Origin of the sequence: Radiobacillus sp. PE A8.2, from assembly GCF_045635475.1 — a bacterium.
Lineage (GTDB): Bacteria > Bacillota > Bacilli > Bacillales > Amphibacillaceae > JBJGXI01.
Genome location: NZ_JBJGXI010000026.1, coordinates 29,598 through 42,400, shown reverse-complemented (window position 1 = coordinate 42,400; position 12,803 = coordinate 29,598). Strand labels below are relative to the sequence as shown.

14 protein-coding genes are annotated in these 12,803 nt (G+C 36.4%); 7 read left to right on the top strand and 7 right to left on the bottom strand.

Features of this window, described 5'->3' with window-relative positions:
• Positions 1-88 precede the first annotated feature (88 nt).
• Complete coding sequence (locus ACI6MV_RS14505; RefSeq protein ID WP_407271030.1) at positions 89-1,270, bottom strand: FtsW/RodA/SpoVE family cell cycle protein; 1,182 nt, start codon at positions 1,268-1,270, stop codon at positions 89-91.
• Positions 1,271-1,571: 301 nt separating this feature from the next.
• Between ACI6MV_RS14505 and mgtE the strand changes: the two genes are divergently transcribed.
• The 3 genes from mgtE (at position 1,572) to fabI (ending at position 6,176) form a co-directional block, all read left to right on the top strand.
• Positions 1,572-2,939, top strand: a complete 1,368-nt coding sequence (mgtE, locus tag ACI6MV_RS14500; protein ID WP_407271029.1) for a magnesium transporter — start codon at positions 1,572-1,574, stop codon at positions 2,937-2,939.
• Positions 2,940-2,959: 20 nt separating this feature from the next.
• A complete protein-coding gene (locus ACI6MV_RS14495) occupies positions 2,960-4,816 on the top strand; it encodes a cation:proton antiporter domain-containing protein (RefSeq protein ID WP_407271059.1) in 1,857 nt (618 codons plus the stop codon).
• A gap of 580 nt (positions 4,817-5,396) precedes the next feature.
• Positions 5,397-6,176, top strand: coding sequence for an enoyl-ACP reductase FabI (fabI, locus tag ACI6MV_RS14490; protein ID WP_407271028.1), 780 nt, complete (start codon positions 5,397-5,399; stop codon positions 6,174-6,176).
• Between the two features lie 464 nt (positions 6,177-6,640).
• Here the strand turns inward: fabI and ACI6MV_RS14485 are convergent, their stop codons facing one another.
• Positions 6,641-7,213: an SF0329 family protein gene (locus ACI6MV_RS14485; RefSeq protein ID WP_407271027.1), complete on the bottom strand. Its 573-nt coding sequence runs from the start codon at positions 7,211-7,213 to the stop codon at positions 6,641-6,643.
• Between the two features lie 15 nt (positions 7,214-7,228).
• On the bottom strand, positions 7,229-7,852 hold the full coding sequence (locus tag ACI6MV_RS14480; RefSeq protein WP_407271026.1) for a hypothetical protein: 624 nt from the start codon (positions 7,850-7,852) through the stop codon (positions 7,229-7,231).
• 218 nt (positions 7,853-8,070) lie between these two features.
• On the opposite strand from ACI6MV_RS14480, the gene ACI6MV_RS14475 reads away from it, so the two are divergent.
• Complete coding sequence (locus ACI6MV_RS14475; RefSeq protein WP_407271025.1) at positions 8,071-8,610, top strand: CotO family spore coat protein; 540 nt, start codon at positions 8,071-8,073, stop codon at positions 8,608-8,610.
• Between the two features lie 74 nt (positions 8,611-8,684).
• On the opposite strand, the gene ACI6MV_RS14470 is transcribed toward ACI6MV_RS14475, so the two are convergent.
• Positions 8,685-9,137 carry a CotY/CotZ family spore coat protein gene (locus ACI6MV_RS14470; RefSeq protein WP_407271024.1) on the bottom strand — a complete coding sequence of 151 codons (453 nt, stop codon included), beginning with the start codon at positions 9,135-9,137 and terminating at the stop codon, positions 8,685-8,687.
• 208 nt (positions 9,138-9,345) lie between these two features.
• Between ACI6MV_RS14470 and ACI6MV_RS14465 the strand changes: the two genes are divergently transcribed.
• The 3 genes from ACI6MV_RS14465 (at position 9,346) to ACI6MV_RS14455 (ending at position 10,923) form a co-directional block, all read left to right on the top strand.
• On the top strand, positions 9,346-9,591 hold the full coding sequence (locus ACI6MV_RS14465; protein ID WP_407271023.1) for a hypothetical protein: 246 nt from the start codon (positions 9,346-9,348) through the stop codon (positions 9,589-9,591).
• A 156-nt stretch (positions 9,592-9,747) separates the two neighbouring features.
• Positions 9,748-9,933 carry a hypothetical protein gene (locus ACI6MV_RS14460; protein ID WP_407271022.1) on the top strand — a complete coding sequence of 62 codons (186 nt, stop codon included), beginning with the start codon at positions 9,748-9,750 and terminating at the stop codon, positions 9,931-9,933.
• Positions 9,934-10,023: 90 nt separating this feature from the next.
• Positions 10,024-10,923: an MBL fold metallo-hydrolase gene (locus ACI6MV_RS14455; RefSeq protein ID WP_407271021.1), complete on the top strand. Its 900-nt coding sequence runs from the start codon at positions 10,024-10,026 to the stop codon at positions 10,921-10,923.
• 29 nt (positions 10,924-10,952) lie between these two features.
• Here the strand turns inward: ACI6MV_RS14455 and ACI6MV_RS14450 are convergent, their stop codons facing one another.
• The 3 genes from ACI6MV_RS14450 to ACI6MV_RS14440 form a co-directional block, all read right to left on the bottom strand.
• Positions 10,953-11,630 carry a DUF421 domain-containing protein gene (locus tag ACI6MV_RS14450; protein WP_407271020.1) on the bottom strand — a complete coding sequence of 226 codons (678 nt, stop codon included), beginning with the start codon at positions 11,628-11,630 and terminating at the stop codon, positions 10,953-10,955.
• Positions 11,631-11,789: 159 nt separating this feature from the next.
• Entirely contained in the window at positions 11,790-12,212 is a 423-nt protein-coding gene (locus tag ACI6MV_RS14445; protein ID WP_407271019.1) for a GNAT family N-acetyltransferase, read from the bottom strand.
• Positions 12,213-12,221: 9 nt separating this feature from the next.
• Complete coding sequence (locus ACI6MV_RS14440; protein ID WP_407271018.1) at positions 12,222-12,734, bottom strand: YjcG family protein; 513 nt, start codon at positions 12,732-12,734, stop codon at positions 12,222-12,224.
• Positions 12,735-12,803: the final 69 nt, after the last annotated feature.

The window sequence follows — 12,803 nt, the reverse complement described above, 5'->3', positions numbered from 1 at the left end:
GCACACTTCCTTTCATCATTGTTCATATTAGGTATGTAAAAAGGGTGGTTGCAGCTACAATTTATAGCATTAACCACCCTAGGGTATTCTAATCAAACATATATTCCTTCGTTCGATGATGAATATTTAGTACAATTCCGATTGCGAGTAGATATGTCATTGTTGAGCTTCCGCCATAACCTATAAAAGGAAGTGGTAACCCGGTAATTGGCAATAGCTGTATTGACATGCCGATGTTTTGAAAAATTTGAAAAGTAAACATTCCTATAATACCTGTGATAATTAAGCTGCCAAACTGATCATTACTCTGTAGTCCGATATAGATAAGCCGGTATATTAATAAGAAGAATAATGTAATCAATACACTTGAGCCTATAAAGCCAAATTGCTCGGCTATCGCTGTGAAAATCATATCAGTGTGTCGTTCAGGGATCGATAAAACTTCAAAATCACCAATACCTTTTCCTGACATTTGACCAGACCCAATTGCTAACTTTGCTCGGATTAGTTGATATCCCGAGTCGCCATAGGTTTCAGGGTATAGCCAACCGTAAAAGCGACTTTGAACATGTTCAAATCCAATTTTATTAAGGATATTTTGTACTTTTCCCGGTGATACCATATAAGCAATTATTACTAGCGCAGTTCCAATTCCAGCCATACCAACAATGGAAAATAATATTCTCCATCTAATCCCGGACACTAAAATAATACAAGCTGTAATTGCTACTAGTACTAGAAAACTTCCTAAATCCGGTTGCAACGCAATGAGTATCATAGGGGGAAGTGCGAGTAAAATAATCTTAATAAGTAATATTAAATCACTTTTTGTTGTACGATACTTAAAATTTTCATTATGATGTACGATCACATGGGCAAGCGTTATGCTTAGAACCACTTTCATAAACTCAGCTGGTTGAATGGTACCAACACCAGGGAATATAAACCAGCTCCGAGCATGGTTTATTTCTTGAACGATAGTAGAAGGAAAATTGAAGTGTAACATTAAAAGTGCAATTATTCCTGCTCCATACATAAACCAAACAATTTGCCGTAGACGATCATAATCGATTAACATAATCAGCACGATCATTATAGAGCCTAGAATGTACCATATTACCTGATGGATGAAAAAATCTGATTCATCATATTTTGAAGGTAGCGTCGGTTCAATCGTATATAAAGTGAAGCAACTTATTATGCCGAGTAATAAAACGATAAAAATAAGTGAGTAATCTATATTGTTGTATTGTGTGTTATTACGGTTCATCTAGTTATTCCTCTTTCTAAAGGGAGAATTTATTTGTAAGCAAATAAGACAAAATAGTGTTTGCAATTTATTTTTTCATATAAAATAAGAATTATTAGTTGTTGAATTAAAAACTTAGGAATCTAATTTAAACTACTTTTTTGAAAAAACTTCAAAAATATTTTAAAAACAACTAATCTTAGTTTACATCATAAATAACTATTTTTTAAGAAAAGTTTTCTCTTAGAAGACAAATTCCTGCGTTGACAAAAATAATAAGGACAATTACGATAAACAAGTTATCGCCATAGGGAGGATCGTTATGGAAAACATCGAAGTACAAGATAAAGAACAACAACTTGCTAAGGTAGAAGAAACCTTACTAAATGAACAAATAGACCAGTTTAGAGCTGAATTTTTAGAAATGCATCCTTACGATCAGGCAGAAGTATTCGAAAGCCTTTCTGAGGAACTTCGTTATCGTACATATACATATTTATCTCCAGAAGAAGTAGCAGATGTAATGGAGAATGTAGATATTGAAGTGGTAGAAAATTATTTTATAGAAATGAATTCGATTTTTGCTGCTAAAGTGTTTGCTGAAATGTCTACGGATGATGCCGTTGATATTTTAAATATATTAGACAAAAATAAAGTTGCGAGCTTTTTAACGATCATGGACAAAGAGGCTGCTGCAGAAATTAAAGAGTTACTTCATTACGAAGAAAAAACTGCTGGTAGTATCATGACCAATGAATTTGTAGTTATACATGCAGGACAAACCGTTAAAGAAGCAATGAGACAGTTACGGAAAGAAGCACCAGAAGCGGAAACGATTTATTATAACTATGTTGTCGACAATCAAAAAAGATTGGTAGGTGTAATATCGCTTCGGGATTTAATCGTAGCCGAAGGAGATTGGCTGATTGCTGATGTAATGAGTGATCGTGTTGTGTCCGTTGATGTGGGAGAAGATCAGGAAGAAGTGGCGCACCGGATGCGCGATTATGACTTTCTAGCACTTCCAGTTGTCGATTTTCAAAATCATTTATTAGGAATTATTACTGTTGATGACATTATGGATGTAATGGAAGAAGAAGCTAGCGATGACTATTCAAAATTAGCAGGTATTTCTGATACAGAGCGTCCGGACGACAGTGCTTTTTCATCAGCAAAAAAAAGACTTCCGTGGCTTATTATCTTATCATTTTTAGGGATGCTTACTGCTAGTCTAATTGGGCAATTTGAGGCAACCCTAGATGAAGTTGCGGTTTTAGCTATTTTCATCCCATTAATTGCAGGTATGGCTGGGAATACAGGTACCCAAGCCCTTGCAGTTGCAGTCAGAGGGATTGCAACTGGTGATTATGGAAAAGAAGGAAAATGGAAACTGGTTATACGAGAAGCATGTACAGGGCTTATAACAGGGACATGTTGTGGTATTATCATAACGTTGGTTGTCTTTTTATGGAAAAACAGTTTTGCTCTTGGATTGTTAGTCGGTATTTCAATTATGGCTACACTAGTTATAGCAACTTTAGCAGGTTCTATAGTTCCGCTAATCATGCACCGATTCAAAATTGATCCGGCTGTTGCATCAGGACCGTTCATTACAACAATTAATGATATTATTTCTATATTAATATATTTTGGTATGGCATCTGTATTTATGGATGTATTATTGAAATAAAGGGGGATTTATAAAGTATGGTGGAGCATGGGGAATCTGTCACCTCGTTGGTCATCGTTATTCTCGCTGCATTTTTAACACCGATATTAATGCACCGACTACGACTGAAAGCAATACCCGTAGTTGTAGCAGAAATTATTATTGGGTTAATCATTGGTCATAGTGGGTTTAATATTGTCGAAGAGAGCAATTGGCTTGAAACATTATCAACATTAGGATTTATCTTCTTAATGTTTCTAAGTGGATTAGAGATAGACTTTTCGATTTTTGCTAATAAAAAGAAACATCATAAACAAAAGAATAACGGTACTGCCAATGCTCCTAATCCAGTAATTCTAGCTTCTTTTGTTTTTATTGGAATTTTAATTTTGTCATTACTGCTAAGTTATTTATTTGTACTGTCTGGATTTATAGATAATGTCTTTTTAATGACATTGATCATATCAACGATTTCTTTAGGTGTTGTTGTGCCAACACTTAAGGAAGCACAAGCGATGAAGACGACAATTGGTCAAACGATTTTACTTATTGCTGTTATTGCTGATCTAATTACGATGATCTTGCTTGCCGTATTTGTTTCCATATATGGAGAAGAAACGGGTAACATGTGGTTATTACTTATATTGTTTGGAGCAGGGATTTTGCTTTACTTCGTTGGAAAGTATTTCCGGAATCAGACGTTTGTGGAAACGATGTCTAAAGGGACGATCCAAATTGGTACAAGGGCCGTCTTTACATTAATTATCTTCTTAGTAGCTTTATCCGAAACTGTCGGAGCTGAAAACATACTTGGTGCGTTCTTAGCTGGTGCATTGGTTTCTCTCCTGTCACCAAATCAGGATCTTGTCCATAAAATGGACAGCTTTGGTTATGGATTTCTAATCCCAATCTTCTTTGTGATGATTGGTGTGGAAATTGACATATGGACACTTTTTGGTGATCCAATGGTGTTGCTACTTATTCCATTACTGCTTATCGCTTTATTGTTGTCCAAATTAGTACCAGTGTTAATTATGAAAAAGTGGTACGACTGGCGTGCAGTAATTAGCTCGGGAATGATTCTAACTTCAACACTTTCTCTCGTGATCGCAGCCGCTACAATTGGTGAACGAATTGGAGTCATTGATAGCCAAATGGAAAGTGCGCTAATCTTAACAGCCGTACTTACCTGTATAATTACACCACCTTTCTTTAAGAAATTTTATGTGCGTCAGGTGGATGATGATCATAAGCAAATCGTGTCTTTTGTTGGTTCTAATCAAGCAACTTTACCAGTTGTTCGTGAATTGGACCAATCATTATTTGAAGCTCACTTGTACCATGCTAAATTAGAAAAAATTGATGATAAAATTACACGATCCGTATTTGATATTACGGAGTTAAATGATTATTCCCTAGACACATTAATTGAGAATGGTGTATTTGATGTCGATATGCTAGTAGTAACAACCGGGGATGAGGCAAAAAATGCAGAAATTGCGATCTATGCAAAAGAACAAGGCATAGAGCGTGTTATTGCTAGAGCGGAATCAGCACAGACTGATATAGCTTTAAAAGAGAAGGGCATCCACGTATTTTCGGTTATATTGTCAACAAAAACGCTGTTAAAAGCATTAATCGTTGCACCACATGTAGTTGATATTTTAACAACACAGGAAAGTGCTTTGTATGAAATTAACATGAATAATCCTTTATACAGCGGTATTACCTTAAGAGAATTTCCATTTACAGGTGACGTTATCATGGTTCGTATTTTTCGTGGGAAAGATTCCATTGTTCCACACGGTGATACAGAATTAAAGTTGGGTGATCGCCTGATTGTAACAGGTTCACAGGAATATGTGGAAGAATTAAGGATTACATTAGAATTTAGCTAATATACTAACCTGCCCAATTACGAATGGGGCAGGTTTTTTGATTGTCTAGGAAATTATAAAATTAAACAACTGTAGATATCTTACTAAGTTATTTAGCCACATCCAGCTCCAGCACCCAGCGACTAGTGAGACAACACCCGCTTCCGTACGATAAGTCAACATCGGTTCACTTTGTTCACCGTGTTTCCTTTATCTCCTACGGTTCAGTCCAGTCCATACGTCGCTAAACGGGCGCTTGCGCTTTTGTTCGAATATAAAATTCATTAGTGGCTAGCTCTAGCGTCCGACAACTAAGGATAAATTCCTCACCATTGTACAAGAGGTATATGCATATGTTTTCGGTGGAACGAGTAATCTCACTATGGAAAGCTACAATATATCTAAACAGCAGAAACAAGAAGTTTTCTTGGGTTTGATTCCCAGAAACGGTCGTCCTGTGATTTTCGTTATGTATTATGATAAATGAAGATATGTTAGAATTTTTGTGATACAGATTGAGTTTGAGAACTAGATAAGATAAAATAGTAGTAGGTACTAATAACAAGTTATAAAAATTAATGGTTTTCCAAGGAGGATACTAATGAACTTTTCATTAGAAGGACGTACATATGTGATCATGGGTGTAGCTAATAAACGAAGTATTGCATGGGGAATTGCACGTTCGTTGCATGAAGCAGGTGCACGATTAATTTTCACATATGCAAATGAGCGTTTTGAAAAACCGGTGAAAGATCTTGTTGAAACGCTAGAAGGCCAGGACGCTTTGTTTTACGAATGTGATGTAACCGATGATGCAGGTGTTCAAGCAGCATTTGATCAGATCAAGCAAGATGTGGGTACTATTCACGGATTGGCGCATTGTATTGCATTTGCAAATAAGGAAGACTTAAAAGGTGAGTTTGTTGATACAAGCCGTGATGGCTATTTACTTGCTCATAATATCAGCGCTTATTCATTAGTTGCTGTTGCAAGAGCGGCACAGCCATTAATGACAGAGGGTGGCGGTATTGTTACGTTAACATACCTAGGTGGCGAACGTGTTGTACAAAACTACAACGTCATGGGTGTGGCAAAAGCAAGTCTGGATGCAAGCATGAAGTATCTCGCCAATGATCTTGGTAAGCACGGAGTTCGCGTAAACGCTATTTCTGCTGGACCAATCCGTACGTTATCAGCTAAAGGGATTGGTGATTTTAACTCTGTACTAAAAGAAATTGAAGAAAAAGCTCCACTTCGTCGTGCCGTTACACAAGAAGAGGTAGGAGATACAGCTTATTATTTATTAAGTGACCTTTCTCGTGGCGTAACTGGGGAAATTATACACGTTGACTCTGGTTACAACATTTTAGGATTGTCTTAAAAAAGCTGTTTTTTAAAGTTTGTTGTTATTGCGGAAAATATCCTAATATGCGTCGTAACTTGGAGAGTGGTTAACCCGCTCCGGAAATCCACTTCGCTTTCCGCGGGGGGCTAGTGAGCCTCCTCGCGCTTTCGCGCTGTGGGGTCTCACTTAGTCCACTATTCCCGCAGGAGTCGAAGTGGATTTCCTCCGCTGCTAACGGGATTTCTCTTTGCGTCGGGTGATTGGAGCTCCGGGCAGTCGACTCCTGCGGGACAGCGCGAGCTGAAGATCCACTCAGAAGCGCATTTTGGGACTGCGATTACTCGTCCCACCGAAAACATTTGCTTCTGAGTTAGCTGAAGCCGTGCCCGCGGAAAGCGACTGCCCGGAGCGGAAATCACGAGTACTACGACGGAGTTTACTTCAACTATGACGTTCAACAAACACACTTTACGAAATGAACCAAAAAAACCTTGATGGAATTAACTTTCCGCAAGGTTTTTTTCATTGAATCGAATACCTTCAATAGTACAACGAATTGAATAAAACTTTGCAATTAAAGGATGTCCAACTGTAACAGGCATAAGTTTTAGTAGCTTTCTTTTTCCTAATCTTCTATCAAACATAGCATATGCCTTTACGATTGTATGATCGGAATTCAAAGCCTGTTCGATTGATAAACAATGATAGTGCAACAGTGCATTGTAGACATCATATTCACTAAAAATTTCTTGTTCCATTAGCTGTTGCTCTGCCTGGTCGGATGCGTGCACCAACTGTTTTCGTTTCTCCGACGCTAACATCACTTTCCAATCTTGGTTATATGGAATTGGCTTTAAACGCTTTTCTTCAATTAATTGATTATATACTTTTGAATGCATCATTTCATAAGTTATCGTAGAGGCATGTAGAATCTCCTGTTTATCAAAGGAGATCCATACACGTCCTGTTTGATCATGTGTTTTTCGATAGACAGCAGCGTTTATTTTCACGCGTCCAATTAATTTTTCACATAAAAAGCTTTCTAATGTTGCTTTAAATTTACTAAATTGCAAGTATGTATCACCTCTTTACTTCTCCAACAATTCTTGATAATGCTTGTAAATACTATATCTTTGCATCCCTCTTGTTTTATCAAATGCTTTTTGAATATATTGCTTAGCCTCATTTTGGTTTTCCTGTTTTAGTTCGATTTCACCCAGAATGATTGACTTCATCCATTCGGAAGCACGGAGTTCCTTAGCGGCAATAGTTGCGTCGTCCAAGTTGTTTTCCTCAATTAAAATCGATGCATAGTAATAAAGTTGATAATTTTTTTGAGGAATAAATTCCACGTATTGTTTTGCCTTATCAAGATCATCATGATACATGGAATAGATTACTTGAAAGATAGCTACCTTATTCGGTCGTTTGTATTTTGCTAATGCGCGAGCCATTGCATCTTCAACTTCATTATCTAGCTTGTTTGAGATTGCATAATATAAATGGTAAACCGGATTTTTTTTATTATTCATCAAATAATTTTCTGTTTTTTCAACATTTTTCGTTATTAATATTGGATGAAAAGTGATCCCAACAAATAGTAGTCCAAACAATAATATAATAATAAATGATAAAATGAGGTCCACCTGCAAAAATCCTAATAGAAGACCTAGTCCAAATAGTATCGAATAGAACAATATATAGTGCTTCATCTGTCTCCTCCTCGTATAGTATATAATTACATCTTATTTCCAGAGTAAAAAAATAGCAACCACTTCTTTAAACAGAGTAAATGTTTATCTCTCCTCTTATAGTTAATCATCAGTTATTTAATAATTGATTGCAAAAATCTAATATAAAAACTGGGCACACATCATAGCCATCTACATATACTGTCGTGAAGAGTAGCGAAAAGGGGAGGGAGCTATTTATGCCCAAAAAAAGAAAAAAGCATTTGCATAATCCAATGCTTTATATTACTCAACCGAAGTTAGAAAAACCATCTGCTAGCATGCAGTCTAGTTATCGAACTCCAAAAAAAAGAACGATAGATAAACAAAGTGCGGATGCAACAGCTTCCAATGAAAAAACAATAAGAAGAAAAAAGATGAAGCTGAAACAAGAATCAGAACAACCTGCAATAGAAGCAGAGGTAGAAAAGGGAGTTGTCGACCGAGAATTAGATGAGCATAATGATTACAACTTAGAGGAAAGTGAAGAGAAGGGAACAGAGCAATCTAACCGAAAACGATTTAGAGATATGACTGTGGAAGAAAAAGTGAACTATTTCGTAAGTCTTCCAAAACAGGTGCCTAAGATGAAATGTGAAGTGAAAACAGCAGAACAATCTTATCGGGGCGTAATTTATGATTATGATAATAAAGTTGTATTTATGGTAGTGATTAGAGGCAGAAAGAAAATTGAATTAGATATAGATGAGATAATTGACATTAGATTAATGGGTTTTTAGAATAGTAGTTTTTAATGAAAAAAGGGTCTGCCCTAGACAGGCAGACCCAATTACTTCTGTTAGTTAGCGTTAAATTACAATGCGCTAATAGCAGGTAAACAAGTAATGTGGCAGAAGCATTTTACATCTACAGTAATGCAGATGCCAGTTGCCTCTAAATTACCAGTAAACTGCTCTACTGGAGATCTTGGTGTGTCGTCCTGATCGTTAGGGTCACGCAATAATTCTAATACAGCACAACAATCTTCATCTACTGTTTTAACGCGGAAATAAAAGCTTGATGTTACGTCGTTGATTGCTCCTGTAGGTGCACCAAATCCTTTAAATGGTTTACAATCTTTGCAATAAAGTAGAACTGGTACTGTGTCTAAATCGTTAGCTGAAGGAGAAGAATCACCTAATAAATCGGCAATTGACTGCTCACAGCTAGTCGTACAATCACTAATAATGTCAGACTGAGCATCAGCAATATCTCTTAAAATGTCGCATACACAGTTACCTGTGTGATATTCACTTCCACAAGACATTGTATCTAACCCCTTTCCATAATTATTGACTTATTTGTCTTTAATAGAGTATGTATTATCGGCCGTAGTGTGTGGGCAAACACCTTTTCTTGAAAAAATGTTTGAAAAAATCGTATGTTAACAAGAATCGGGCGAATGTCCATTACAAATGCAGGACATTCACATAGAATATATCGATTAAGTTTTCAACAAAGGAGTGAAAATCTTTATGTCTGAAAAGAAGAAAAAAGTTATCTACGTTAAAGATTTAGTAATTAAAGCAGATAACGTAACGATCGAACCACCAAAGCGTCGTCGTCCGGTTGACCCATTCTTTGGACCTAGAAGAGAAGAAGTGGAAGCTGTAGAAGAAGAAAGACATGAAAAACATGATGAAGTAGAATCCGTAGAAGAAGAAAGAGACGATTATAAAGACGATGATGAAGGAGAAAAAAGACCTTTTTCTTGGATATAATATGATAAGATAGGCAACTCCCAGGGTTGCCTATTCTTTCTTTTACGAACGGATGAAAAGCGTAAGAAGCTTAGTAACTTAATTTGTTTAGGCAGATTCAGCGCGTTTTTTCTAGCTGTTTAAAAATATAAGTAAACATAATGGAGGTTAACAAAAATGACTAATGAAATCCCAGATTTAAAGTGGATGAAGCATATAAAAGCGATCGACAAGCATTTGTATAAAAACGAAAAATGGTTGCAACGCCCCGAGAAGCAGATGAATGAATTTCAGACAGAATTTGATCTTTGGAACAAAGAATTTAGCAAAGCAATAAAACAGATAGAAGATTACATGGAGTAGTGAATTGTACTTAACTTAATATTGCTAATAAAATATGCAATAATATAATGTGGTATTTGTTAACAAAGAATTTCAACAAGGAGAAATAATATGGAATTTCAACAATTGAATAAAACATGTTTTTATTTCCACGGACCGGTCAACATTGGCTATGTGCATCTTGGCGAGGAGGGGATGTTAATTGATGCGGGGATTGATAAATCTGCAATGAAAAAAGTAATTAAGCAGTTGAGGGAGCATGAGTTACCGATAACGCACTTGTTTGTTACACACGCCCATGCTGATCATTTTGGGGGTGCGCAATACTTACAACAACAGTTTGAAGTACATACAATTGCTCCGATTTTTGAGGAAGCGGTTATGCGTTATCCGATTATGGAACCAATCTATTTATTCGGCGGTAATGAACCGTTAGAGGATTTACGGAACAAATTTTTAGAAGGAAATCCAATCACAATTGATCAAGTCATTGAGGAAGGACACTACCAAGTTGGGGATTTTTCTTTTGAAACTGTTAATCTCCCAGGTCATACCCATTACCAGCTTGCAATTTTAATCGATGATATTTTATTTGCTGGTGATGCATATTTAAGTGAACAATACTTACATAAGCATAAGTTACCATATATGACGGATGCAGATTTAGCGATTGAGAGTTTGAACAAATTAACTGAAATAAGGTGCCAAGGCGCTGTTCCGGGGCATGGCGAATATGAGGAGGATTTTAATAAAACCGTGCAAGCTAATATTAACTATCACGAAAAGTTATTAAATTGGGTTGAGGCTAAAGTGGAAGAATACCCTAACGGAATCAGTCACGAAACGATTGTAGCTGAGATGTGTCAGCATTTTGGTCTAGGCGAAAAACTACTTTCACAATGGGTGTTGTTGAGAACGGCGGTAACCAGTTATCTGCTTGCCTTAATCAAAAAAGAAAAAATTTCCCATCATATTACCGGTGGTAGATGGATTTTTATTGCCAACAGATAAAAATAGTTTAACTAGAAAAAAGGAGGAGCCTAGTACGCTTGTACATGTAAGGCTTCTCCTTCTTTATATTCAGCATAGAAAACATCTTTTATTGAATTGATTTTTTGCTTTTTTAATTCATTATCAAGCCATTGTTGATCAAGATTAGCTTCCGATAAATTATCTAGAAAGATTTCACCGTCACACACGAGAGTCATTGACAGGGTTACCTTTTCTTCCATCAGATTAAAATCCTTTCGTGAGGGGTTCTGATCTAATGATTTCTTTAATACGGAAACTGTACCATCCGTTTCAAGAACAGCATAATCAACTTCTGTTACAGAGAATGCGCCCTTTGCACGAAGTAAATGCTGTAATTGATTAATGTCCAATTTTGATTTGGCCATTGCCTCACGTTGTAATTTTCCTTTATGGATAATGATTGTTGGTTTGCCTTCGAACAAGGCACGTGTTCGCTTGAATTTTTGCGTTATTATTTCGGTAATATAAAGCAATGCTCCCCAAAGGAAAACTGCAAAGCCAATTTCAAATAATCCATATTCATCATCAAATAATGCATTACCAACTAATTCACCTAAAATAAGTGCAGCAATAAAGTCAAAAGCAGTTAATTGCCTGATTTGTGTTTTGCCTAATACTTTCGTGACGACAAATAGCACGAAGAAGCCAAATAATGTTTCCACTAGTAAAGGCATAACATGATCCATAAAACCCCACCTTTTATTCTTTCTTTCATCATGATAGACAATTGATGATGAATTCATACTAGAATAAGTGAAAAGTGCTAGACGATTTCCAGCCAACAACATAAAAAAAACACACGAAATTATCAAATATCACGTGTGTTTTACCATTAGTTTTGAATGTTATAATTGCTTAATCATCGTTACATGTGGGATACCAGCATCCATGAATTGATCCGAAACTGTTTCATAACCGATGAATTTATAAAAATTCTCTGCATGTGTTTGTGCATTTAATTTCACTTTTGGGTATCCGCTCGTTTGAATATGTGCCTCCATAGCAGATATGAGTTTTTGTCCGTAAGCAAGACCACGGTATTCCTTTAGTACACAAATTCGTTCTAGTTTTCCATAATCATCGACGAGCCGTAGACGACCAGCTGCGATCGGTTGGTCGTCTACGTATCCGACAAAATGAGTAGCTTCTGCTTCTAAATCATCAATTTCTAACTCTGGTGGCACGTTTTGTTCTTGTACAAATACCGTATTTCTAACATAGTATGCATCATTTTTTTGTTTGTCTGTTTCTACAATTGTTATTTCCATTTCTCGTGTTTACTCCTCACCAAACTTAAAAGTTTCAAATACTGTCCATGATCCGTTTTCTAATTGATACATTAATTGGAAACGGTCCGCTGTTTCTTCTAAGTCAAACTGCTGCATTTGCAAGCTTCCAAATACATCAGAAAACTCATCATCGGAAAGCTTCTGGGCAATTGTAATATGCGGTACGAATGCAAAAGCTTGATCTTTTGGCAACTTTCCAGAATGAAGTCGTTCGTTTACATCAAGCAATGCCTCAATCGGTTCTACTTTCATGTAGATTGTATTTGTCACTGGAAAGAATGAACTTACTTTTTTTACAGTCAAAGGAAAGGGTTTCGTTTCTTTAGCAATGTTCCTAAGATCAGGAATAATTTGCTTCAAATCATCCTCATTCGCTTCGAATGGTTCCTTAAGCGTTACATGTGGTGGTATTAATGCATAATGTGGGTCATAACGCATTCGATAAGAATTAGCCTCATCCTGTAGTTGTTTCGATGGAAATATAACGATACCATATCTCATTTTTAATAGCCTCCTTTTTACTGTTCGTTGTGTTATTATCCTATATTATACCAGGCGAATGAGCAAGTG

What these genes read in the sequence shown, in the direction of transcription:
- ACI6MV_RS14505 (WP_407271030.1), bottom strand. Translation starts at nt 1,270, where the DNA reads ATGAACCGTAATAACACACAATACAACAATATAGATTACTCACTTATT.
- mgtE (WP_407271029.1), top strand. Translation starts at nt 1,572, where the DNA reads ATGGAAAACATCGAAGTACAAGATAAAGAACAACAACTTGCTAAGGTA.
- fabI (WP_407271028.1), top strand. Translation starts at nt 5,397, where the DNA reads ATGAACTTTTCATTAGAAGGACGTACATATGTGATCATGGGTGTAGCT.
- ACI6MV_RS14480 (WP_407271026.1), bottom strand. Translation starts at nt 7,852, where the DNA reads ATGAAGCACTATATATTGTTCTATTCGATACTATTTGGACTAGGTCTT.
- ACI6MV_RS14475 (WP_407271025.1), top strand. Translation starts at nt 8,071, where the DNA reads ATGCCCAAAAAAAGAAAAAAGCATTTGCATAATCCAATGCTTTATATT.
- ACI6MV_RS14470 (WP_407271024.1), bottom strand. Translation starts at nt 9,137, where the DNA reads ATGTCTTGTGGAAGTGAATATCACACAGGTAACTGTGTATGCGACATT.
- ACI6MV_RS14465 (WP_407271023.1), top strand. Translation starts at nt 9,346, where the DNA reads ATGTCTGAAAAGAAGAAAAAAGTTATCTACGTTAAAGATTTAGTAATT.
- ACI6MV_RS14460 (WP_407271022.1), top strand. Translation starts at nt 9,748, where the DNA reads ATGACTAATGAAATCCCAGATTTAAAGTGGATGAAGCATATAAAAGCG.
- ACI6MV_RS14455 (WP_407271021.1), top strand. Translation starts at nt 10,024, where the DNA reads ATGGAATTTCAACAATTGAATAAAACATGTTTTTATTTCCACGGACCG.
- ACI6MV_RS14450 (WP_407271020.1), bottom strand. Translation starts at nt 11,630, where the DNA reads ATGGATCATGTTATGCCTTTACTAGTGGAAACATTATTTGGCTTCTTC.
- ACI6MV_RS14445 (WP_407271019.1), bottom strand. Translation starts at nt 12,212, where the DNA reads ATGGAAATAACAATTGTAGAAACAGACAAACAAAAAAATGATGCATAC.
- ACI6MV_RS14440 (WP_407271018.1), bottom strand. Translation starts at nt 12,734, where the DNA reads ATGAGATATGGTATCGTTATATTTCCATCGAAACAACTACAGGATGAG.